19 protein-coding genes and 2 tRNA genes are annotated in these 23,175 nt (G+C 58.0%); 11 read left to right on the top strand and 10 right to left on the bottom strand.

What is annotated here, in order from left to right; genetic code table 11:
- The first annotated feature begins 3 nt into the window (after window positions 1-3).
- The 11 genes from tpiA (at window position 4) to pnp (ending at window position 10,572) form a co-directional block, all read left to right on the top strand.
- Window positions 4-747 (top strand): triose-phosphate isomerase, encoded by a 744-nt coding sequence (gene tpiA, locus ABNH18_RS14135; protein ID WP_349383448.1) that lies wholly within the window; start codon window positions 4-6, stop codon window positions 745-747.
- An 11-nt stretch (window positions 748-758) separates the two neighbouring features.
- Window positions 759-1,202, top strand: a complete 444-nt coding sequence (gene secG, locus ABNH18_RS14130; RefSeq protein ID WP_349383447.1) for a preprotein translocase subunit SecG — start codon at window positions 759-761, stop codon at window positions 1,200-1,202.
- 14 nt (window positions 1,203-1,216) lie between these two features.
- Window positions 1,217-1,302, top strand: a tRNA-Leu gene (locus tag ABNH18_RS14125).
- Between the two features lie 212 nt (window positions 1,303-1,514).
- Window positions 1,515-1,591 (top strand) — tRNA-Met (locus ABNH18_RS14120).
- A 188-nt stretch (window positions 1,592-1,779) separates the two neighbouring features.
- Entirely contained in the window at window positions 1,780-2,235 is a 456-nt protein-coding gene (gene rimP / locus ABNH18_RS14115) for a ribosome maturation factor RimP (RefSeq protein WP_349383446.1), read from the top strand.
- Between the two features lie 40 nt (window positions 2,236-2,275).
- Window positions 2,276-3,784 carry a transcription termination factor NusA gene (gene nusA, locus ABNH18_RS14110; RefSeq protein WP_349383445.1) on the top strand — a complete coding sequence of 503 codons (1,509 nt, stop codon included), beginning with the start codon at window positions 2,276-2,278 and terminating at the stop codon, window positions 3,782-3,784.
- 62 nt (window positions 3,785-3,846) lie between these two features.
- Window positions 3,847-6,549 (top strand): translation initiation factor IF-2, encoded by a 2,703-nt coding sequence (infB, locus tag ABNH18_RS14105; protein WP_349383444.1) that lies wholly within the window; start codon window positions 3,847-3,849, stop codon window positions 6,547-6,549.
- A 22-nt stretch (window positions 6,550-6,571) separates the two neighbouring features.
- Window positions 6,572-6,985: a 30S ribosome-binding factor RbfA gene (rbfA, locus tag ABNH18_RS14100; RefSeq protein WP_349383443.1), complete on the top strand. Its 414-nt coding sequence runs from the start codon at window positions 6,572-6,574 to the stop codon at window positions 6,983-6,985.
- Between the two features lie 14 nt (window positions 6,986-6,999).
- On the top strand, window positions 7,000-7,926 hold the full coding sequence (gene truB, locus ABNH18_RS14095) for a tRNA pseudouridine(55) synthase TruB (protein ID WP_349383442.1): 927 nt from the start codon (window positions 7,000-7,002) through the stop codon (window positions 7,924-7,926).
- 80 nt (window positions 7,927-8,006) lie between these two features.
- A complete protein-coding gene (gene rpsO / locus ABNH18_RS14090; protein ID WP_007148581.1) occupies window positions 8,007-8,276 on the top strand; it encodes a 30S ribosomal protein S15 in 270 nt (89 codons plus the stop codon).
- Window positions 8,277-8,478: 202 nt separating this feature from the next.
- On the top strand, window positions 8,479-10,572 hold the full coding sequence (gene pnp, locus ABNH18_RS14085; RefSeq protein WP_349383441.1) for a polyribonucleotide nucleotidyltransferase: 2,094 nt from the start codon (window positions 8,479-8,481) through the stop codon (window positions 10,570-10,572).
- Window positions 10,573-10,696: 124 nt separating this feature from the next.
- Here the strand turns inward: pnp and acs are convergent, their stop codons facing one another.
- From acs to ABNH18_RS14035, 10 genes are all read right to left on the bottom strand, one after another.
- A complete protein-coding gene (gene acs, locus ABNH18_RS14080) occupies window positions 10,697-12,634 on the bottom strand; it encodes an acetate--CoA ligase (protein ID WP_349383440.1) in 1,938 nt (645 codons plus the stop codon).
- Between the two features lie 269 nt (window positions 12,635-12,903).
- Window positions 12,904-13,284, bottom strand: a complete 381-nt coding sequence (panD, locus tag ABNH18_RS14075) for an aspartate 1-decarboxylase (RefSeq protein WP_007151139.1) — start codon at window positions 13,282-13,284, stop codon at window positions 12,904-12,906.
- An 89-nt stretch (window positions 13,285-13,373) separates the two neighbouring features.
- Window positions 13,374-14,231: a pantoate--beta-alanine ligase gene (gene panC, locus ABNH18_RS14070; RefSeq protein WP_349383439.1), complete on the bottom strand. Its 858-nt coding sequence runs from the start codon at window positions 14,229-14,231 to the stop codon at window positions 13,374-13,376.
- Window positions 14,232-14,409: 178 nt separating this feature from the next.
- Complete coding sequence (gene panB, locus ABNH18_RS14065; protein WP_349383438.1) at window positions 14,410-15,198, bottom strand: 3-methyl-2-oxobutanoate hydroxymethyltransferase; 789 nt, start codon at window positions 15,196-15,198, stop codon at window positions 14,410-14,412.
- A 178-nt stretch (window positions 15,199-15,376) separates the two neighbouring features.
- On the bottom strand, window positions 15,377-16,078 hold the full coding sequence (locus ABNH18_RS14060; protein WP_349383437.1) for a deoxynucleoside kinase: 702 nt from the start codon (window positions 16,076-16,078) through the stop codon (window positions 15,377-15,379).
- Window positions 16,047-16,565: a 2-amino-4-hydroxy-6-hydroxymethyldihydropteridine diphosphokinase gene (folK, locus tag ABNH18_RS14055; RefSeq protein WP_349383436.1), complete on the bottom strand. Its 519-nt coding sequence runs from the start codon at window positions 16,563-16,565 to the stop codon at window positions 16,047-16,049. The genes ABNH18_RS14060 and folK overlap by 32 nt, the downstream gene beginning before the upstream one ends.
- Window positions 16,565-17,977, bottom strand: coding sequence for a polynucleotide adenylyltransferase PcnB (gene pcnB, locus ABNH18_RS14050; protein ID WP_349383435.1), 1,413 nt, complete (start codon window positions 17,975-17,977; stop codon window positions 16,565-16,567). The genes folK and pcnB overlap by 1 nt, the downstream gene beginning before the upstream one ends.
- Window positions 17,978-18,588: 611 nt before the next feature.
- Window positions 18,589-19,917 carry a sigma-54-dependent transcriptional regulator gene (locus ABNH18_RS14045; protein WP_349383434.1) on the bottom strand — a complete coding sequence of 443 codons (1,329 nt, stop codon included), beginning with the start codon at window positions 19,915-19,917 and terminating at the stop codon, window positions 18,589-18,591.
- Window positions 19,918-19,953: 36 nt separating this feature from the next.
- Entirely contained in the window at window positions 19,954-22,896 is a 2,943-nt protein-coding gene (locus tag ABNH18_RS14040) for a sensor histidine kinase (RefSeq protein WP_349383654.1), read from the bottom strand.
- Window positions 22,886-23,062 carry a hypothetical protein gene (locus ABNH18_RS14035; RefSeq protein WP_007149317.1) on the bottom strand — a complete coding sequence of 59 codons (177 nt, stop codon included), beginning with the start codon at window positions 23,060-23,062 and terminating at the stop codon, window positions 22,886-22,888. The genes ABNH18_RS14040 and ABNH18_RS14035 overlap by 11 nt, the downstream gene beginning before the upstream one ends.
- Window positions 23,063-23,175: the final 113 nt, after the last annotated feature.

Below are 23,175 nucleotides of genomic sequence, written 5' to 3'. Positions count from 1 at the left end.
ACAATGAAAAGAACCCCTCTGGTTGCCGGTAACTGGAAAATGCATGGCGGGCAATCTCTGGTGGCGTCCATGGCGGCAGCCCTGGCGGATTATCAGGGTGTGGCAGACGTGGTCGTTTGCCCGCCGTTTCCCTATCTGGCCTCTGCCCGGGAGCAGTTACCCGAGGCTATTGGGCTGGGTGCGCAGAATGTCAGCGACCAGGCGGATGGCGCCTTCACCGGGGAGGTGTCAGCTTCCATGCTGGCGGAAGCCGGGTGTGGCTATGTGATTATTGGCCACTCTGAGCGCCGGGCGCTGTACGCGGAAAGCGATGCGCAAATTGCCGATAAGTTCGCTCAGGTGCAGGCCGCGGACCTGGTGCCGGTACTGTGCGTGGGGGAAACCCTGGCAGAGCGCGAGGCGGGCAACACGGATGCGGTGGTCTGCGGGCAATTGCAGGCGGTGGTCGATGCGGTGGGTATTGCAGCGTTTGCTCGGGCGGTGGTCGCTTATGAGCCGGTCTGGGCCATTGGTACAGGTAAGACGGCAAGCCCGGAACAGGCCCAGGCGGTGCATGCCTGTTTGCGCCACTCCTTGGCAGAAAACGACCCGGATATCGCTCAATCGTTGCGGTTGCTTTACGGCGGCAGTGTAAAGGCGGATAATGCCGCCCTTCTATTTGCCCAGTCAGACATCGATGGGGGTCTGATCGGTGGGGCATCGTTAACAGCCGACAGCTTTATTGCGATCTGTCAGGCGGCGGAATAATTAGAGACGTTATGGATATTGTTGTTCATGTAGTGCACGTGCTGGCGGCCCTCGGGCTGGTTGGTCTGGTGTTGATTCAGCACGGCAAAGGCGCGGATGCCGGTGCCTCCTTTGGTGGCGGTGGCTCGCAGACGGTTTTCGGGAGTGCCGGTTCGGCAAACTTCCTGACCCGTGCCACGGCTGTACTGGCGGCGGTTTTCTTTGTGACCAGCTTGGTGTTGGCCTGGATGGCGCGTCAAGAAGCGGACAGCACCCGTAGCTTCCTGCCGGAGCTGGAAACCGTTGAGCATCAGGATGTGCCTGTTGTCGATGAGTCTCAGTCCGACGTGCCGGCTGGCATGACGGAAGTGCCTGTGGCGCCAGAAGCCAATGAAGGGCAAAAAGAAGTTTCGGATGTGCCTCAAGCTGAGGTAGAATCCCCGGCCCCGGCTGAGGTGCCTCAGTCGGAGCAGTAAGTTAAGCGTTCTTTGCCGAAGTGGTGGAATTGGTAGACACGCTATCTTGAGGGGGTAGTGAGCTTCGCTCGTGCCGGTTCAAGTCCGGCCTTCGGCACCAATTAGGGAACGTTTTGCTGACCATTGTTGTCAGTGAGGCGTAGGAAAAAGATCGGTGTATATTGATCGATGTTTTCCAAGGCCAGCCTTTGCGCTGGTTAGCATCAGGTTCTGTGGCTTTTCCTGATGCTAAGGCTTCGAAAAATAAATACTTTTTTCGATAATGCCTTGACAGAGTAAGCGCCTCTGAGTACTATTTGCGCTCGATTTTGATGCGGGGTGGAGCAGTCTGGTAGCTCGTCGGGCTCATAACCCGAAGGTCGTAGGTTCAAATCCTGCCCCCGCTACCAATTAGCAGAACCGGAAAAACACCTTCGGTTCGAAGCGAACAAAAAGCCCCTCTAGCAGGGGCTTTTTGTTATCCGTAAACCGACCCGGTTAGTGGAAGTGGGCGGTGGATACGCGGTCTTTGCGGGGAATGCTGCAAGTGCTGTGACATCCTCGGGCCCATTTTTTGTTTGTACCGTCGGAAAGTTTTATGTCGAAACGCACGGAACAGTTAACGGAGCTGCTGGCTCCGGTAGTGGAAGATCTGGGCTTTGTGCTTTGGGGTGTTGAATACATCCAGGGGCGCGGGGCCGTTTTGCGTGTGTTTATTGACCATGCAGACGGTATCTCGGTAGATAATTGCGCGGCCGTGAGTCACGAAGTCAGCGGCGTGCTGGATGTGGAAGATCCGATTTCCGGTGAGTTCAATCTTGAGGTGTCCTCGCCGGGCATGGATCGGCCCATGTTCGAAATTGCGCAGTATGTCGATTACATCGGTGAAGATGTGCAGCTCAAGCTGCTGGCACCGGTAAGCGGCAAGCGTAAAATGACGGCGGCCATTGTGGCCGTGGACGGCGATACGCTGGTGGTGGAGCTGGATGGCGAAACCTTGCGTGTTCCTTACAGTCAGGTAGATCGTGCCCGGTTGCAGCCCCGCTTCGACTGAGCACGCCCTGAAGAACTTTAGTCTTTGTAAAGGCCTGGCCATGAACAAAGAGATCCTGCTGGTAGCGGAAACAGTTTCAAACGAGAAAGGTGTAAGCCGAGACGTAATTTTCGAGGCCATTGAACTGGCGCTCGCGGCGGCCACCAAGAAACGTTTTAAGCAAGAAGACGTAGAAATTCGTGTGGATATTGACCGGGTGTCCGGCAATGCCAAGAGCTTTCGTGTTTGGCACGTGGTGCCTGACGAGGAGCTTTACGAGTTTGGCAAACAGCTGACACTGGATGAAGCGCACGAGCAGGATACGTCGCTGCAGATCGGTGATACCTGGGAAGAGGAAGTCGAATCCGAAGCCTTTGGTCGCATCGCTGCACAGACTGCCAAGCAGGTCATCGTACAGAAAGTACGTGAAGCCGAGCGCCGTCAGATTGTTGAAGAATACCGCGATCGTATCGGCGATCTGGTTAGCGGTACGGTGAAAAAAGCCAGCCGGGATTCCATTATTCTGGATCTCGGTGGCAACGCCGAGGCGCTGATTACCCGCGAGCACATGATTCCGCGTGAAGCCGTTCGCCAGAACGACCGCATCCGTGCCTATTTGCTGGGTGTGAATGAAGAAAATCGCGGTCCGCAGCTGTTCGCCAGTCGTGCCTGCCCGGACATGCTGATCGAGTTGTTCAAGATTGAAGTGCCGGAGATCGGTGAAGAGCTGATCGAGATCAAGGGTGCTGCCCGTGATCCTGGGTCGCGCGCCAAGATCGCCGTGAAGAGCAATGATCAGCGTATCGACCCGGTGGGTGCTTGTGTGGGTATGCGCGGCGCGCGTGTTCAAGCGGTGTCCAATGAGTTGGCCGGCGAGCGTATTGATATCGTCCTGTGGGACGACAACCCGGCGCAGTTGGTGATTAATGCCATGCAGCCGGCAGAAGTGGCTTCCATCGTGATGGATGAAGAAAGCCATTCCATGGATATCGCCGTGGAAGACGAATCTGCACTGGCTCAGGCTATTGGCCGCAGTGGGCAGAACATTCGTCTGGCGTCCGAGCTGACCGGCTGGGAACTCAACGTCATGACCATTGATGACGCTGAGACCAAACAGGAAGAAGAAGCAGAGCAGGCCCTGCAGACGTTCATGAATGAGCTGGACGTGGACGAAGATGTGGCCGGCGTGCTGGTGGATGAAGGTTTCTCTACCCTCGAAGAAGTGGCCTATGTGCCTGAGGAAGAGATGCTGGCCATCGACGGATTTGATGAAGATATCGTGGAGCTGTTGCGCCAGCGGGCTAAAGACGCGCTGTTGACCAAGGCCCTGGTGTCTGAAGAGAAGTTTGACCAGGCCGAGCCTGCGGAAGACCTTCTGAACATGGAAGGTATGGACCGTGAGCTGGCTGTTGAATTGGCTTCCCGTGGCATTGTCACGATGGAAGACCTCGCCGAACAGGCGGTGGATGACCTGCTGGAAATTGAAGGCCTGAGCGAAGAGCGTGCAGCTGAGTTGATCATGACTGCGCGTGCGCCCTGGTTTGAAGGCGAAGACGAAGCCGGGGCATAACTGCCCCTTTTCAGGCTGATCAAGCAGGCACCATCAGAGACGGACAGGAGAGTGTTGCTGACATGGCAGAAACGACCGTAAAGAAACTGGCCGACATCGTAGGGACGCCCGTCGAAAAGCTGCTTACGCAGATGAAAGACGCAGGGTTGCCCCATGGCGATGCCAGCGAAGTGGTCTCCGATGAACAGAAGCAGCAGCTACTGGCGCATCTGCGCAAGTCTCATGGTGCCCAAGACGAAAGCAGTGGAAAGAAAATTACGCTGAAGCGTAAATCCACCAGCACCATCAAGACCACCGGCGCTGCCGGTAAGTCCAAGACCGTGAACGTGGAGGTGCGCAAGAAACGCACCTACATGAAGCGTGACGTGCTGGAAGCGGAAGAGCGCGAAGATGCAGAACGCCTGGCGGCGGAAGAAGCAGCGCGCATCGCGGAAGAAGAGAAACAAGCGGCAGAAGATGCCGCCAAACGTGCTGCGGACGATGAAGCTGCACGGTTGAAGGAAGACGAAGCCCGCGCCAAGGCTGAGAAGGAACGCAAAGCGGCTGGCGAGAAAGCGGCGGAAGAAAAGAGCAAGCGTGTTTCCGTGCCTAAAACGAGTGCAGCGAAGAAGCCGGCTAAAGAAGAGACGCCAGCGGAAAAAGCCAAGCGCGAAGAGGCGGAACGCAAGCAGCGTGAAGCCGATGATGCCAAGCGCAAGCAGGAAGCGGAAACTCGCAAGAAAGCGGAAGAAGAAGCTGCCCGTCGCACGGCTGAAGAAGCAGCTCGTATTGCGGCTGAACTGGAACAGCGTGGCGAGCAGGAAGAGAAGAAGCCTGCAGCGGAAGACGACAAGGACAAAGGCTCGTCCATTGTTAATGCCGCCCAGGAAGCCAGCTATCAGCGTGAAGAGCGTCAGTCTCGCCGTCGTCGTCGCAAGCCCAAGGTTGCGGGCGTTGTACACGGCAAGATGAAAAGCTCCATGAACAAGCAGCATGGCTTTAAAACGCCGACGGAGAAGAAAATCTACGAAGTCGAAGTTCCAGAAACTATTACCGTGACAGATCTGGCCCAGCGCATGAACGTTAAGGCCAAATCGTTGATTAAGTCCCTGATGAAAATGGGCGAAATGGTCACGGTCAATCAGCCTGTCGATCAGGAAACCGCTTTCTTGCTGGTAGAAGAAATGGGGCACACTCCTATTGCCAGCAAAGGTCAGGAAGAGTTGCTTGAAGATCACCTGGCGGCTGACCTGGTTACCCGTGATAGCGTGGATTCTGAGCACCGTGCGCCAGTCGTGACCATTATGGGTCACGTCGACCATGGTAAAACGTCTCTGCTTGATTACATCCGTAAGGCCAAGGTGGCCAGCGGTGAAGCCGGTGGTATTACTCAGCATATTGGTGCGTACCACGTCGAGCACGAGAAAGGCATGATCACCTTCCTCGACACTCCCGGTCACGCTGCCTTTACTGCCATGCGTGCGCGTGGTGCCAAGGCTACGGATATCGTGGTGATTGTGGTGGCCGCCGATGACGGCTTGATGCCGCAGACCGAAGAAGCGATCAACCATGCCAAGGCCTCCGGTGCGCCGATCATTATTGCGGTCAACAAGATCGATAAAGAGCAGGCGGATCCGGATCGTGTGCGTAACGAGATGGCTACCAAGGACGTGATCCCGGAAGAATGGGGCGGCGAATACCAGTTCATCAATGTGTCGGCCCATTCCGGTCAAGGTGTTGATGACCTGCTGGACGCTATCTTGCTGCAATCTGAATTGCTCGAGCTGCAGGCTCAGGCGTCAGGCTCGGCTACCGGTGTCGTCATTGAATCTCGCATTGAGAAAGGTCGCGGGACTGTTGCCTCCATTCTGGTTCAGGGTGGTGAGCTACAGATCGGTGACATGCTGCTGGCCGGTGCTCACTTCGGCCGTGTGCGGGCGATGATTGATGAGAATGGCCAGCCGATCAAAAAAGCCGGCCCGTCTATTCCGTTGGAAGTGCTGGGTCTCAATGGCGCGCCGGAAGCCGGTGAACAGGTTCAGGTTGTGACAGACGAGCGTAAGGCGCGGGAAGTCGCCGAGTTCCGTCAAGAACGAGACCGTGACCTCAAGCTTAAGCGTCAACAGGCGTCCAAGCTGGAAAACCTGTTTGAGAACATGGGCAGCGCAGAAGTTAAGACCGTTAACATCGTATTGAAGACTGATGTGCGCGGTTCACTGGAAGCGTTGACCAGTGCCCTGAATGATCTGGGTACTGATGAAGTGAAAGTGAATCTGGTATCCAGCGGCGTCGGCGCGATCAACGAATCCGACGTTAACCTGGCGATGACCAGTGAAGGTGTATTGCTGGGCTTTAACGTTCGTGCCGATTCCAAAGCCAAGAAAATGTGCGAGCAGGAAGGCATTGATCTGCGCTACTACAGCGTGATCTACGAACTGATCGACGACGTGAAGCAGGCCATGAGTGGTTTGCTGGCACCGGAAAAACGCGAAGAAATTCTTGGCGTGGCTCAGGTGCGCGACGTGTTCCGTTCTTCCAAGTTCGGTGCTGTTGCCGGTTGTATGGTGGTGGAAGGTACGCTGTACCGGAACCGTCCGATCCGCGTTCTGCGCGACGATGTGGTGGTCTTCGAAGGCGAGCTGGAATCCCTGCGTCGCTTCAAGGACGATGTGCCGGAAGTGCGTAACGGCATGGAGTGTGGCATCGCGGTGAAGAGCTACAATGACGTGAAAGAAGGCGACAAGATTGAAGTCTTCGAAGTGAAGGAGGTGGCACGCTTCCTGTAAAGGAGTGTGCCTGAATCCTGTTATGAGTCGTCATCGCCGCCCTCAGGGCTTTAACCGCACAGACCGTATTGCTGACCAGATTCAGCGTGAATTGTCCCGGTTGCTGCAGTTTGAAATGAAAGACCCTCGGGTCAATCTGGCGACGATTCAGGATGTCACGGTTTCCCGCGATCTGTCCTATGCCGAGGTGTATTTCACCTTGCTGGGGCAGGGCGAGGAAGCCGGCGCAGAAGCCGAAGAAGTGCTGGTCAAGGCCAGCGGCTTCCTGCGCAGCAGTCTGGCCAAAAGTCTCAATACCCGCACCACCCCCAAATTGCGTTTCCATTACGACATGACCCCGGAGCGGGCCGCGCATCTGTCGCAGTTGATTGATGATGCCCGCGCCGAAGACCGGGAGTTGCGTCCGGAAGATGACGAAACCGGAAACAACGAGTAACTCGGAGCTGTCAGGTGGCAAAGCGTCGTCCCAGAGGCCGTGATCTCAACGGCATCCTGTTATTGGATAAATCCTCCGGCGTGAGCAGTAATGGCGCGCTGCAGATGGCCAAAAAAATGTTTGCCGCTGCTAAAGCGGGCCATACCGGTAGCCTGGACCCTCTGGCAACCGGCATGTTGCCGATCTGTTTCGGTGAAGCCACCAAGTTCAGTCAGTTTCTGCTGGAATCGGACAAGAGTTACCGGGTCACCGCCAAGTTGGGTGTGACTACGGAAACCGGCGACGCAGACGGTAATGTGGTGGAAACCACCGTGGTAAACGCCTCACCCGCTCAGATTGAAACTGCATTGCTGTCGTTCAAGGGTGATATCGAGCAAATTCCGAGCATGTACTCGGCCATCAAGCACGAAGGTGTACCGCTGTACAAGCTGGCCCGTGAGGGCATCACCGTGGAGCGAAAGCCGCGCCCGGTGACCATTTACGACCTGCGGGTTCTGCGCATTGATGGCGATGAAGTGGAATTTGAGGTGGATTGTTCCAAGGGCACTTATGTCCGTTCTCTGGTGGAAGATACCGGCGCGATACTGGGTTGCGGTGGCCATGTGACGGCTCTGCATCGTCTGTCTGCCGGGCCTTATCCGGCGGAGCGCATGTTGACCCTGGAGCAGCTGGGCAAGATCAAGGAAACCGGTGGATTTGAGGCAATCGACGAGCTGCTATTGCCTTTATCCACCAGCGTGGCAGACTGGCCGCGCGTTGAACTGGGTGACAATGCGGCTTATTACTTGCAGCAGGGCCAACCAGTGATGGCATCAGACCGTCCATTGGATGGCTGGGTTAGCGTATATCAGGCATCCAGCGGTGAATTTCTGGGTGTCGGTGAAGTATTGGAAGACGGGCGGATTGCCCCTCGTCGTCTGATTGCCGGCGCAGCCTCTTAAGGCGACGCGGTTAACAATGACGGCAGCTATAAATATGCATGGCTGGCCGTGACCCTAACTGAGCATATTGGAGAAGCACCATGGCGTTAACTGTAGAACAGAAAGCTGAGATCCTGAAAGAGCATGGCCGCAAAGAGAACGATACCGGTTCACCGGAAGTTCAAGTGGCTCTGTTGAGTGCCAACATCAATGGCTTGCAGGATCACTTCAAGGGCCACAAGAAGGATCACCACAGCCGTCGTGGCCTGATCCGCATGGTAAACCAGCGTCGTAAGCTGCTGGACTACCTGGCCAAGAAAGACCGCACCCGTTACCTGCAGCTGATCGAAAAGCTGGGTCTGCGTCGCTAAGACATGGATTAAAGGTACAGCAACAGAAGCTCGGCATAGCCGGGCTTTTGTTGTTTTAGGGCACGGGAAAGGGCCGGTGCCCTGGGCGTGATACTGGGTGATGCATGGTGCGTTTCTCGTTATCATGCGTGAGCGAAAGAAGATTGTATGTCAGAGGCATGGGCCTCGAAGATTGTCGTGAAGAAGAGAGAAGAGACGAGATATGTTCAATAAAATTACCAAGCAAATTCAGTTTGGCCGTGACACGGTAACCCTGGAAACCGGGCAGATTGCTCGCCAGGCAACCGCTGCTGTCATGGTCCGTATCGGTGACACCGAAGTGTTGGTCACCGTGGTGGGCAGAAAAGAAGCTGATCCCAGCAAGAATTTCTTTCCCCTGACCGTTAACTATCAGGAAAAGACTTACGCAACCGGCCGTATCCCCGGTGGTTTTCTGAAGCGCGAAGGCCGCCCCAGCGAAAAAGAAACGCTGACCTGTCGTTTAATCGATCGCCCGATTCGTCCGCTGTTCCCCAAGGGCTTCATGAACGAAGTGCAGGTTGTGGCCACGGTGATGTCTTCCGACAAGAACCGTGACCCGGATATCGCCGCTCTGATCGGTACCTCTGCGGCGCTGTCCATTTCCGGTATCCCGTTCAGTGGTCCTATTGGTGCTGCCCGGGTGGGTTACAAGGATGGCATGTACATTCTTAACCCGAGCTACTCCGAGCTGGCCGAATCCGCGCTGGATCTGGTTGTTGCCGGTACCGAGCCTGCCGTACTGATGGTGGAATCCGAAGCGCAGGAGCTGTCTGAAGACCAGATGCTGGGTGCGGTATTGTTTGGTCACATGGAAATGCAGCCGCTGATCCAGGGCATCAAGGAATTCGCTGCCGAAGTGGGCACCGAGACCTGGGACTGGAAACCGGCTGAGCAGAACGAAACCCTGAAGGCCGCCATCAAAGACAAGTTTGCTGCGGCACTGGGTGAGGCTTACACCATCACCGAGAAAATGGCCCGTTACGCCAAAGTTGGCGAGCTGCGTGATGCTTGTGTGGCTGAGTTTGCCACCGGTGAAGAAGGCGCTCCGGAAGCCGGTGAAGTAAAAGACCTGTTCGGCAAGATCGAGAAGAACGTGGTGCGTGAAGCTGTCGTATCCGGCAAGCCGCGTATCGATGGTCGCGCCCTGGATGCGGTTCGTGCGATTGAGTGTCAGGTTGGCACGCTGTCCAAGACCCACGGTTCCGCCCTGTTCACCCGTGGTGAAACCCAGGCCATCGTGACGGCTACTCTGGGCGGCATGCGCGATGCTCAGTTCATCGACGCACTGGAAGGGTCCCGTCAGGATCACTTCATGCTGCAGTACAACTTCCCTCCGTACTGTGTGGGCGAGACCGGCTTTATCGGCTCTCCGAAACGTCGTGAAATCGGCCACGGCCGTTTGGCTCGCCGTGGTGTGGAAGCGGTTGTGCCGAGCGTGCAGGACTTCCCGTACACGGTACGTGTGGTATCCGAGATCACTGAGTCCAACGGTTCGTCTTCTATGGCGTCCGTGTGTGGCACCTCCATGGCGCTGATGGATGCGGGTGTACCGCTGACCGCGCCAGTGGCAGGTATTGCCATGGGCCTGGTGAAGGAAGAAGACGGCCGCTTCGCGGTATTGTCCGATATCCTCGGCGATGAAGATCACCTCGGCGACATGGACTTCAAAGTAGCTGGTACCGCTCGTGGTGTGACTGCTCTGCAGATGGACATCAAGATTGAGGGTATCACCGAAGAGATCATGGAGAAGGCGCTGAACCAGGCGAATGCAGGTCGTTTGCATATCCTGGGTGAAATGAACAAGGCGATCTCCGAGTCTCGCTCTGAGGTATCCGACAATGCACCGACTCTGCTGACCCTGAAGATCAACCCGGACAAGATCCGTGATGTGATCGGTAAAGGTGGCGCAACGATCCGTGCACTCACCGACGAAACCGGCTGTACTATCGATATCGAAGACGATGGCAGCGTGAAGATCTACGGCGAAACCCGTGAGAAAGCGGATGAAGCTGTACGTCGTGTGGAAGAGATCACCGCTGAAGCTGAAGTGGGTGTGATCTACGAAGGCAAGGTGACTCGTGTCGTTGATTTCGGTGCGTTCGTGGCGATCATGCCCGGGACCGAAGGCCTGCTGCACATCTCCCAAATCGCTGAAGAGCGCGTAGAGAAAGTAACTGATTACGTGAACGAAGGCGAAATCATCAAGGTGAAAGTCCTCGATGTGGATCAGCGCGGTCGTATCAAGCTGTCCATGAAGGAAGCCAAGGAAGATTAATCTCTTCCGTTATGCTTCTAAAAAAAGGGCCGGCATTTGCCGGCCCTTTTTTTATGTGCAGTTAAGGGGAAAACGGTTCAGGGGGCGATTAGCCCGCTGCGCCGTTTTTGTTGCTGTTGTTGGCTTATTTGTTCTGGCGGGTCTCAATAAGCTGATCCACCACGCCGGGGTCGGCCAAGGTGGAGGTATCACCCAGGCTATCCAGTTCGTCGGCGGCGATCTTGCGTAAAATGCGGCGCATGATTTTGCCAGAGCGGGTTTTCGGCAGGCCCGGAGCAAAGTGAATCAGGTCGGGCTTGGCAATGGGGCCGATCTCCTGAGTGACCAGATCCCGCAGGGCTTTGACCAGTTCCTCGCTGCCTTCCTTGCCGGCCATCAGCGAGACATAGGCGTAGATGCCTTGGCCTTTGACGTCATGCTGGTAACCGACCACAGCGGCTTCAGAGATGCTGGGGTGAAGCACCAGGGCCGATTCGATTTCGGCGGTGCCCAGGCGATGCCCGGACACGTTGAGCACGTCGTCCACCCGGCCGGTAATCCAGTAGTAGCCGTCTTCATCACGGCGGGCGCCGTCACCGGTGAAATAGCAGTCCTTGTAGGCACTGAAGTAGGTGTCGATCAGTCGCTGGTGATCGCCATACACCGTGCGGATCTGGCTGGGCCAGCTGGCCTTGATGACCAGGTTGCCCGAGGCGGCGCCGTCGAGTTCCTTGCCGTCGGGATCCATCAGCCCCGGCTGCACGCCGAACATGGGCAAAGTCGCGGAACCGGCTTTCAGGTCCACGGCGCCGGGCAGGGGCGCAATCATGATGGCGCCGGTTTCCGTTTGCCACCAGGTGTCCACAATCGGGCAGCGGGAATCGCCTACCACTTTGTAGTACCACTCCCAGGCTTCCGGGTTAATCGGTTCGCCCACCGTGCCCAGCAGTTTCAGGCTGGCGCGAGAGGTCTGTTCCACGGGTGCATCGCCCAGGCCCATCAGGGCGCGAATGGCGGTGGGGGCGGTATAGAAGATGTTGACCTTGTGCTTGTCCACTACCTGCCAGCAGCGTGAGGCATCCGGGTAGGTGGGTACGCCTTCAAACATCAGGGTGGTGGCGCCGTTGGCCAGAGGGCCGTAGACGATGTAGCTATGCCCGGTGATCCAGCCCACATCGGCGGTGCACCAATAGATGTCGCCATCCTGATAATCGAACACGTATTTGTGGGTCAGGGCGCTGTTAAGCAGATAGCCGGCGGTGGTATGGACGACACCTTTGGGTTTACCGGTGGAGCCGGAGGTGTACAGGGTGAACAGCGGGTCCTCGGCTTCAACCCATTCCGGTTCGCAATCGCTGGAGGCATCAGCCATGGCTTCGTGGTACCAGACATCACGGGGGGGCTGCCAGTCGACGTTACCGCCGGTGCGCTTCACCGTTAGGCAGGTGTGGACGCAGTCGACCCCGTCCAGCGCCTTGTCTGCATTCTCTTTCAGCGGAATTGCCTTGCCGCCACGCACCCCTTCGTCGGCGGTGATGACTGCGCAGGCCTCGGCATTGAGAATGCGATCTTTTAGAGCTTCCGGTGAGAAGCCGCCAAACACCACGGAATGAATGGCGCCGATACGGGCGCAGGCCAGCATGGCGTAGGCCGCTTCGGGAATCATGGGCATGTAGATGACGACGCGGTCGCCTTTTTTCACGCCCCGGTCCTTGAGCACGTTACCGAATTTACTCACTTCCTCGAACAGCTGTTGGTAGCTGATGTGCTTGTCCTGATCGGGCTCGTCGCCTTCCCAGATAATCGCGGTTTGATTGGCTCGCTCGGGCAGGTGGCGGTCGACGCAGTTATAGCAGGCGTTCAGGGTGGCACCCTTGAACCAGGCTGCCCGGCCTTCACTAAAGTCCCATTCGCTGACGGTGTCCCAGGGGGTCTTCCAGTCAAGAAACTGTTCCGCACGCTCGGCCCAAAAGGTGTCTGGGTCATTGATGGACTGGGCGTACCAACGGTCGTAGGTGTCGCGGTCCATCAGGGTCTGTTTTTTATACTCGGCGGGAACAGGATGAATGTGTACTTGGGACATTTGGGCCTCCTTGGGATACTGCCTGCCAGTTTCCATCATTATTATGGCTGCGCCTGCCGGGGGGTATTCCACCATGGTCTTATAGGGGCGCGAGCGGGTGTAAACGTTGTGTTCCAAGAGTAAACAAAGCGTTGCTTGATGACCAATGCCCAAGCGGACAAAAGAGGTGACGTATAAAGGGAGAGTATAGGGAGAGCGGTAAAAGCGGCAGGCAAAAAAAACGCCGGCAGGGCCGGCGTTTTATCAAACAATTCAGAGCAAATTCGGGGTCAGGCGACCTGAACCGGAATCGCATCGCTGGTGCCTTTTACTTCATTGCCTTCGGCCATGTAAATCAGGCTGGGCTTGAAGTTGATCAGCTCCGCGCTGGAGTAGCTAGCGTAGGCACAAATGATCACGCGGTCACCGGGCTGGGCTTTGTGAGCAGCCGCACCGTTGACAGAGATGATCTTGGAGCCCGCTTCGCCACGGATTGCGTAGGTTTCGAAACGCTCACCGTTATCGATGTTATAGATCTGGATCTGTTCGTATTCCAGGATACCCGCCATGTCCATCAAATCGCCATCAATGGCGCAGGAGCCTTCGTACTCGAGCTCCGCGTGGGTGACACGAGCCTGATGGAGTTTTGCTTTCAGCATGGTGCACTGCATGTTGGTTACCTCTCAAGCGACCCGAAACCTGCTGTAAACGCCGTATGGTGGGCATGCAGGCACTTCAAGGGGCCGGAAGTATGCATGAATCACCGGTCACGCACAACGGCCAGAGATATATTGTCGATCAATCGGGTTGACCCTAATTTCGCGGCCACGGCGGCAACCAGGTCAGTGTCTTGCGGGCCGGCAGGGGCAAGGGTTTTGGCGTTGACGATGGTCAAATAGTCCACGTTAAACCCGGCGGCATTGAGCGATTGGCTGATGCGGGTTTCCAGCGCCCGGTAGTCGTGTTCGCCGGCGTCGATATCCGCTTTCAGTTGTTGCAGGTGAGCATAGAGCGTGGGGGCAAGTGTGCGCTCACTGTCGCTCAGAAAGCCGTTACGTGAGCTGCGAGCCAGGCCATCCGTTTCGCGGTTGGTGGCGGCGCCGACAATTTTTACCGGGAACAGCAATTCTTCACACATGCGCCGTAGAATCGCCAGTTGCTGGTAGTCCTTCTCGCCGAACACGGCCACGTCCGGCTGCACGATATTCAGCAGCTTGGAAACCACCGTGGTGACGCCGCGAAAGTGCCCTTCTCGGCTGGCGCCGCACAGGTGGTCGCCCAGCAGGTCCACGTCGACCCAGGTTTGGTTCTGACCCAGCGGGTACATTTCTTCGACGGAGGGCGCAAACAACAGGTCGGTGTCTGCCTCCACCAGGGCGGCGGCATCCGCGTCCAGAGTACGCGGGTAACGATCGAAATCTTCGTTGGGGCCGAATTGGGTGGGGTTCACAAAAATGGAAACCACCACCACGTCGCAGCGCGCGCGCGCCTCACGAATCAGGCTGATATGGCCGTCGTGCAGATTGCCCATGGTGGGGACAAAGCCCACGGTCTGGCCTTTGTTGTGCCAGCCGCGGACATATTCACGCACCTGGGCGACGGAATGAACGGTTTGCATCGGAAATCCTCGCAAGAGACGCCACACGCCACACGCAACAGGCTTGCAGCGCGTCGCTTGGCTTGTTGCGTTATAAAGTGCCGGGGCCGCGTTGAGCTATGGGCGCGGCCTCGACCTTGCAGAACTAAAAGTCCGCTACGCCGTGTTGGGGCGTGAAGCGTGTCGCGTGCTGCGGTCTTTAAAAACAGTGTTCGTCGGCCGGGAAGCTGCCGTCTTTGACGGCGGCGTCATAGGCCTTGAAGGCGGCGCGCATATCACCAGTGTCGGCCATGAAGTCGCGGACGAAACGGGCCGGCTTGCCGGGGCTGATGCCGAGCATGTCGTGCATCACCAGCACTTGGCCGTCACATTCCGGGGCGGCGCCGATGCCGATCACGGGGGCGGCGATGTCCCGGGTGATCTGCGCGCTGAGCGCACGCGGCACACACTCCAGTACAAACAGGGCAGCGCCGGCCTGATCCAGTATTTTGGCGGCGTCGAGCAGTTCGGCGGCGCCGTCATCGTCCTTGCCTTGCACCCGGTAGCCTCCCAGTGAGTTCACCGCCTGGGGGGTCAGGCCCAAGTGGGCGCAAACTGGGATGCCATTACGGTTAAGGATCTCGATGGCGTCGGCCAGCCAGGCGCTCCCTTCCAGTTTGACCATGTTGGCGCCGGCCTGCATCAGCGCGGTGGCCGCTTCCAAGGTGCGCTCCAGGGTGGCGGCGCCCATGAAGGGGACATCGGCAATGATCAGGCTGCCCTGATTGCCTCGGGCCACGCATTCGGTGTGGTAAACCATCTGTTGCAGGGTTACCGGGACGGTGCTGGTCTGGCCCTGAATAACATTGCCCAGGGAGTCGCCGACCAGAATGGCTTCCACGCCGGCCTCGGAAATGAGGCGCGAAAAACAGGCGTCGTAGGCGGTGAGCACAGAAAACTTGCCACCGTCCTGTTTGCGTTTTTGCAGGGTGCGAATGGTTACGGACATGGGAAACCTCCCGGGGAAATTCAGTTGAAAGTTGAAAGTGTAAAGTTGAAACGCGGTCCAGTCTGTCTCTGCGGACAGGCTGTGCCCGCGGTCATGCCAACAGTTTCGCGGGCAGCGCGTCACTCGTGTGGCGATGCGTTTGTCCGCGCTCTTGAACTTTCAACTTTAAACTTTTAACTCAGCGCACTAGTGGCCGGGGGTTAAAATAGTGGCGCCCGGAGCGGATGTCCAGCAACTCGCTGATCAGTTGCTGGTAGTCGCGGTCGTGGTTGACCAGGTCAATTTCCGCTGCGTTGACGATGAGTAGCGGGGCGCGGTCGTAGAAATGGAAGAATTCGGTGTAAGCGTTGCTGAGTTTATCCAGATAATCGCTGGCGATGCCTTGTTCGAAATCGTTGCCACGGTGGCCGATACGCTGGCGCAGTACCTGCGGCGGTGCTTGCAGGTAAATCACCAGATCCGGTCGGGGAGCGTCCACGGTCAGGTGGTCGTCCACGTTGCGGTACAGCTCGAATTCGTCTTCGTCCAGGGTGACCTGGGCAAACAGCCGGTTCTTGTCGATCAGGAAGTCCGCGATTCGTGGGCCGGCAAACAGGTCCTGTTGCTGAACTTGACGCAGCTGATCGGCGCGCTGAAACAGGAAGAACAGCTCGGTTTGCAGGGCGTAGCGCGCTGGGTCCTGATAGAAACGGGTCAGGAACGGGTTGTCGTCGGCCTGTTCCAGCAGCAGGTCATACCCAAAGGTCATGGCCAGGCGCTTGGCAAGGCTGGTTTTGCCGGCGCCGATCGGGCCTTCCACGGCGATGAAACGGGGCAGGGTGCCGGCGGTACGGCGCTGTTCAATCCGTTCAGTGAGGGTCTTTTCGTTCAATGAGTGCATCGCGATCCAGTTCTGCCAGCGGTGAAAGCGTTTGTTCGGCTACCTGACTGAGAAAACTACCCAGTGCGGTGCCGTCGGGCAAGTGGCTGTGCGGCGCGATTTCCAGCAGCGGGTGCAGAACAAAGGCGCGGCAGCGCATCTGGGGGTGGGGTACCTGGAGATCGGAGGTGTCGATGTGTTGATTGTCGATCAGCAGTATATCCAGGTCCAGGGTGCGTTCACCCCAGTGGCGCAGCCGTTGCCGGCCGGCGGCCAGTTCCAGTGCTTGCAGTGTGTGTAGCAGGGCGTGGGGTGTCAGTGTGCCGTGCAGCTCGGCGACAGCGTTGACGTAATCGGGCTGGTCCTGGGGGCCGATGGGCGCGCTGGTGTAAAGGCGGGAATGGTGAACCAGGGTTAGGCCCGGTAGCCGGGCCATGGCCAGCAATGCACTGGTCAGCCGTTGTGCCGGCTGATCCAGATTGCTGCCCAGGCCAATAAACGCCTGCATTAACTGTCAGCGGATGGCTTTGGGCGGCGCCGACGGCGGCGGCGTTTGTTGCCGCCACCGCCCTGGTTGCCCAGGTCGCTAATCATGTCCCGGCGACCGCTTTCCTCTTCTTCCTGATAGCGTGTCCACCAGTCACCCAGCCCGGCTTTAATTTCTCCACACTGCTCACGCAGCAGCAGGAAGTCGTAGGCAGCACGGAAGCGGGGGTGTTCCATCATGGCGTCGGCGCGGCGCCCGGCCCGTTTGTCCAGGCGCAACTGCAATTCCCACATCTCGCGCATCACGGTAGAGAAACGGCGGGGAATGGCGGTGTGTTTGATTTGCTGATTGAGGGCCCGGGTGGCGGACTTGTGCAGTGCCTGGGCCGGCGGTAGGCCGCTGGACAGGTAGCCAGCGAAGCGTTGTTGGATCACCGGCCACAGCAGGACCGCATAGATAAAGGCCGGCGTGACGGGCTTGTCCATTAACAAGCGGCGATCGGTGTTGTCCATGGCGGCAAGCAGCATGGCTTCCCAGGTTTCGCCCTGATCGCCTTCCAGTGCCTGCTGCGTTTCCGGGAACAAAAAGCGGAACAGCCCCAGTTCCTGCAACTGTTCATAGGAGGCGCGGGCGTGGCCGCTCAGGAACAGCTTAAGCACTTCATCAAACAGCCGGGCGGCGGGAACTTGCAGAAGCAGTTCAGCCATGTCCGGAATGCGATGGGCGGTGCTTTCTTCAATGTGAAAGCCCAGCTTGGCGGCAAAGCGGGCCGCACGCAGCATGCGGACAGGGTCTTCGCGGAAGCGCTTTTCTGGCTTGCCAATCAGGCGGATTACTTCGTCGTCGATGTCGTCCATGCTGCCGGCAAAGTCGTGCACGGAGAAGTCGGCGATATTGTAGTACAGCGCATTAATGGTGAAGTCCCGGCGCAGGGCATCTTCTTCGATGCTGCCCCAGGTGTTGTCGCGTAGTACCAGCCCGGTTTCTTCGTGGGCGTGATGTTTATTCTGGTCCTGGTTGTCGTCGCTGGCCTTGGCCCGGAAAGTAGAGACTTCGATGACTTCGCGGCCAAAGCGCACGTGCACGATCTGGAAGCGGCGGCCAATAATGCGGCTGCGCTTGAACAGGCGGTTGACCTGTTCCGGCGTCGCGTTGGTGCTAACGTCAAAATCCTTGGGCTCCCGGCCGCAGAGGATGTCGCGCAGGCAGCCGCCCACCAGATAGGCCTCGAATCCGCCTTTATGCAGGCCATACAGGACATCCAGCGCGGCGCGGGACATCTGTTTGCGGGAAATGGGATGCTGGTCGCGGGGAATGATGCGCGGTTCGGGCGGTTCCTCTTCTTTCGGGGAACTCTTGGAGATCCAGCCGGTCAGATCTTGGCAGAAGGATCGCAACCAGTGGACAATGTGTTCCAGAAACTTGAAGGGCATGCGCAATAGGGAGCCTTTGAACGATAAAGCGGCGATGGTAGCACTTTACCGGAGCGTGGAATATACAGAGGTTCACTGGTGTGTTTTTTTGGGATGTCGCGTGAAGCGTAAAGCGTGTTGCATCCCTTAAAGCAAAAAGGAGCCACAACCGAAGTTGTGACTCCCACATTTTGCGCTGATTCTGTTGTTATTATTGTTTGTGTTGTTTTCTGCCTTGTCGCTGCAATCATCAGTTGCAGCAGCACTGCATTGGCTCGTGAAATTATTGTTCTTCTTTCTTGTTGTTATTGTTTGAGCCTTTAACGCCGCTGTTTTTGTTGTTTGCTGGCGTGGGATTCATAGTGCCCGTCCACCCCTGCCAATGCAACATGCCTGAATTTCCTATTAAATCAGCATGTTGCGATGGATTTGCAAAAATACCCTTAGAATTGGCCTGATCCGGGTAACGCTTGTGTTACTTTCCTGTGTAGAGCGGTAACACTTGGCTCCCTTTTGGGTTATTTCGGGTCCTGTTCCTGATTCTGGTGTCCCGAATTAACGTTTTTCCGTTTGGCCCTAATGACGCGCGGATTGGATTTCCGGGTCAATGGCAAACGGAGTGTCGTACTTATTCAACGGCGTGCACTGGCCTTTTTACGGGGGATGCCCAGCCGCTGGCGCCGCTCCCACAGGCTTTTGCGGCTGATTCCCAGTTTCTGGGCCAGCTCGGTCTCGGTCATGCTGTCCTGGTTTTCCATCACGAAGCGGGTGAAATAATCTTCCAGTGATAGATCTTCGCTGGGGTCCAGGCTTGCCCGGCTGACGCGCTGGGGCGTGCGGTTGGGGTTCAGGCCCAGCTGGGCGGGGCCGATGCCGTCTTCTTCGGTGAGAATAATCGCCCGTTCAATCACGTTATCCAGCTCGCGCACGTTGCCGGGCCAGCTATAGCTGTGCATGGCCTGCAGGGCTTCCGGTGTGAAGTGCAGGTCTGGCCGGTTGAGTTTTTCGCAGCCCCGGGCCAGCAGGGCATTAGCCAGCGGCTCCAGGTCTGCCTGCCGGTCGTTGAGTGGCGGCAGGGTCAGCTCCATGACGTTTAGCCGATAATAGAGGTCCTGGCGGAAACTGCCGTCGGCGACCCGGCCGGGTAAGTCCAGCTGGCTGCTGGCGAGAATGCGCACGTCCACCCGGCGCGGGGAGAGGGAGCCCTGGCGGTGGATTTCGTGATGGGTAAGCAGGGTCAGCAAGCGGCTTTGTACTTCGCTGGCCAACTCACCGACTTCATCCAGAAACAGGGTGCCACCATCGGCTTCTTCAATGCGGCCGGGCTGGTCTTCATCGCCAAACAGTTCGGTGAGCTGCAAGGCTTTGGGTAGCGCTGCGCATTGCACTGAGACCAGCGGGCCGTGAGTACGCTCGCTGTGCTCATGCAAGGCACGGGCGGTGAGTTCCTTGCCGGTGCCGGCTTCGCCCATGATCAGCACCGGGGTGTTGGTCGGCCCCACCCGGCTGATACGGTGTTTCAGATCTTCCATGGCCTCGCTGTTACCGATCATGTTGCGAACCGGGAAGCTGCGTTCAAGGTCTCGGCGCAGGGCCCGGTTGCCCCGATTCAGGCGGCCTTCTTTTAATACCCGATCCACGGCGAGCAACATTTCGTCGTGGTCGAAGGGTTTGGGGATATAGTCCACGGCGCCCAGGCGCATGGCGTCCACCGCGGAGCGCAGGCTGGCATAGCTGGTCATGATCAGCACCGGCGTATTGCCGGCGGTTGCGATGAGGCTGGTGCCGGGGTCGCCGGGCAGGCGCAGGTCGCTGATGATCAGGTCGAACTGATTGAGGCTGTACTCGCGGGCCTGTTCTACGGACTCCGCTTCTTCAACCGAGTGCTCGTGGCGCACCAGCAACTTGCGCAGGGCGCCGCGAATAACCGGCTCATCTTCAACAATCAGAATGTGACTCATGAATGACTTGATCCTGTCCTGTCTTTCAGTGGCGCCTTACACACCGGAGGTGGGGGCGTGCATGGGAAGCCGAATAATAAACCGGGTGCCGCCCTGGTCGGTGATCGGGCTTTCTGCCCGAATCGCGCCCAAGTGTTCTTCGATAATACTGTAAACCAGCGCTAACCCAAGGCCTGTTCCTCGTCCCGGCGGTTTACTGGTGACAAAGGGTTCGAACAGGGCGTCACGCAGTTCATCCGGAATGCCGTGGCCCTGATCCTCAACAATCACATTCAGCACCTCGTCGGCGGATTCGCAGCGAACCGTGACCGGCTGTTTATCGGTACTGGCGTCGGCGGCATTGCCCAACAGGTTGATGAAGACCTGCAGCAGGCGCTGGGGGTCGCCTTGCACCCAGTGTTCGGGTTCGCACTGGTTGGTGAAAGGTTGCTGGCGGTGGTCCGGGTCGAGCAACAGCAGGGAAATGGCCTCGTCTACGGTGTCGCGAATATTCACTGGTACATGCTGGCTATGCTTGATGCCGCCGGAATGGCTGAAGGTGACCAGTGATTCCACGATACGGGTGATGCGGCGAGTTTGTTCGAGGATTTGCTGGCTGGATTCCAGTTGCTCCTCGGCATCGGTTTCGCTGTCCAGATTTTGCGCCAGGCAGGCGATGGCGGTCACCGGGTTGCCAATTTCGTGGGCCACCCCGGCGGCCAGCCGGCCGATGGAGGCAAGGCGCTCATTGTGCGCCAAGTGAGCTTCCATGTGACGCAGCTCGGTAATGTCTTCGATGACTACTACCTGGCCGCCAGCCTGTTCCGATGTGCCGGTGCCCAGCACTTCGGATTTATGCAGGCTCAGCCAGCGGGTCTGCCGCTCCACTTCCAGCGACTGTTGCGGCTGATGCGGGTTGTCGTCGTGACTGAACTGGGTCAGGAACTCCCCCCAGGGGGGATCCAGATCTGCCAGCCGGGAACCGATGGTGTCGGCGGCGCTGATGCCAGTGAGCTTTTCCATGGCCCGATTCCAGCCAATGATCTCCCTGTCAGCCCCCAGGGAAATCACGCCCATGGGCAGTTCCAGCAGGGTTTGGCGGTGGAAGCGTCGCAGGCCATCCAGTTCGGCGGCCAGCCCGGAGAGTCGGTCACGGTATTGCTCCAGCCGTGACTCGATGAACTGGATATCTTCGCTGGAGGTTTGTTCTTCCTCCGGCAGGTAAGGCAGGTGATCGTCCATTAACTGGTGAGAGACCGACGGCCCGAGCAGGCCGGACAGGTTGGTTTCCAGTTGGTCGCGCAGCCGTCGCAGGGCGTAAGGCCGGGTTTCGGTGCGCGGCAAGCGTAAATCACGCAGCGCCATTTCCACTTCCCGGGTGGCGGTGATGGGCCCCAGCGGCTGGGTCAGTGCATCAATGAAATCGTCGACGCTTTTGGCTTCCAGTTCCCAGCGGTAAGGGCGGCGCAAGCTGTCCACCGCGCAGGCCTCCGCCGCGTTCTGCTCGGCCCGGGACATGGGCGTGACGATGGAGACGATGGCGTAGATCAAGGTGTTGGCCGTGACTGAGGCGATGGCCACGTGGTGCCATTGGCTGGCGCCGGTCTGGAAACGCATGCCCAGCAGTTCCATCAAACTTTGGAATTGCCATTGTGGGTAGGTGATGGGCAGTAGCAGCAATAGTAGCCACAACAGGAAACCCACGACGAGACCGGCGAACAGGCCGTTGCGGTTGCCGGAGGGCCAGAACAGGGCGCCGATCAACCCGGGCACAAATTGCAGGGTGGCCACGAATGAAAGCACGCCCAGCTCGACCAAGGTGTGTTCGGTGCCAGTGAAGCGGTAGAACAGGTAGGCCAGCGCGAGGATCGCGGCGATCAGAATGCGCCGGGTCCAGAGCAGATTGCGGTACAGGTTCCGGCCTTGATGCAGTGGGCTGGCGGGTAGCACCAGGTGATTCAGGCACATGCCGGACAGGGCCAGGGTGGCCACAATCAGCATGCCGCTGGCGCCGGCCAGGCCAGCGATATAGCCGAGAATGGCGCCGTGCCCACCGGTGACCATGCCAATGCCCAGGGCATAGTAATCCGGGGAGGTGGGGGCATTGCTGGCGGCGGCGGCCCACAGAATCACCGGCACGCAAAGCGCCATGACCAGGAACATCAGGGGCAGTGCCCAGCTGGCGGTGATCAAGGCGCGGGGGTTCAGATTTTCGGTGAATGCCATGTAGAACATGTGTGGCAGTACCACGGCGGACACGAAGAACGCCATGATCATGGAATGCCAGGTGCCATCCTGCAGCGGATAGTAGAGCCGCGAGAGCATTTCGGGGTGCTCGTCCAGCCAATTTCCCAGGCTTTCCGGGCCGTCGAATACGCCGTACAGGCCCAGCAGGGCCACAGCGCCGAAGGCCACCAGCTTGATCAGTGACTCCATGGCGATGGCCACCACCAGCCCTTCGTGTTTTTCCCGGGCGGTGGCGTGGCGGGCGCCGAACAGGATGGCGAAGATCACCATCATCAGGCAGAAGCCAGCGGCCAGGTCGCGGGGGTCGGAGGTGCCGCTGAGAATCTGGATGGATTCCGCCACCGCTTTCAATTGCAGTGCCAGCAGCGGTAGCACCCCGATGAGCATGATGATGGTGGTCATGGCTCCGGCCAGACGGCTGCGATAACGAAACGCAAACAGATCGGCCAAGGAACTTAGCTGGTAGGTGGTAGTGAGTCGCAGTATCGGGGCAAGCAGAATCGGCGCCAGCAGGAACACGCCGGAGATGCCGAGAAAATAGGACAGGAAGTTATAGCCGTACTGGTAGGCATACCCGACCGAGCCGTATACCGCCCAGGCACTGGCATAGACCCCGAGTGAGAACACATATACTGCCGGGTGTCGCACCAGTCTCGCCGGTAACCATCCGCGCTCAGTGATCCAGGCCACCATGAAAAGAAAAAACAGGTAGCCACAGGCAATCAGGATGAGGTCGCTGACACTATAAACCATCGACATCCTTGCTCTTGGCAATCCAGTAGCTCAGCGCGATCAGGCCCAACCAGATCAGGTAGGGGCGATACCAGGCGCGGCCACCTTCGCTCCACCAGTCAATAATGGCCGGGGACAGCAAGTAGGTGCCGAGAATAAAAATAATAAGCAGGCGGTCGGTATACATAGGTGGTTAAGGCCCTCTGGTCGAAGAGCATACGTCAGCCCCGATTCACTGTAAAAGCTCGGGCTGGAATGGGAGCCTGGCGCTTCGGTCATAAACGTGTCCGCAGGGTGTAA

The sequence above is a fragment of the Alcanivorax sp. genome, from assembly GCF_040118815.1.
Lineage (GTDB): Bacteria > Pseudomonadota > Gammaproteobacteria > Pseudomonadales > Alcanivoracaceae > Alcanivorax.
This window is presented reverse-complemented; position numbering and strand designations above follow the sequence as displayed.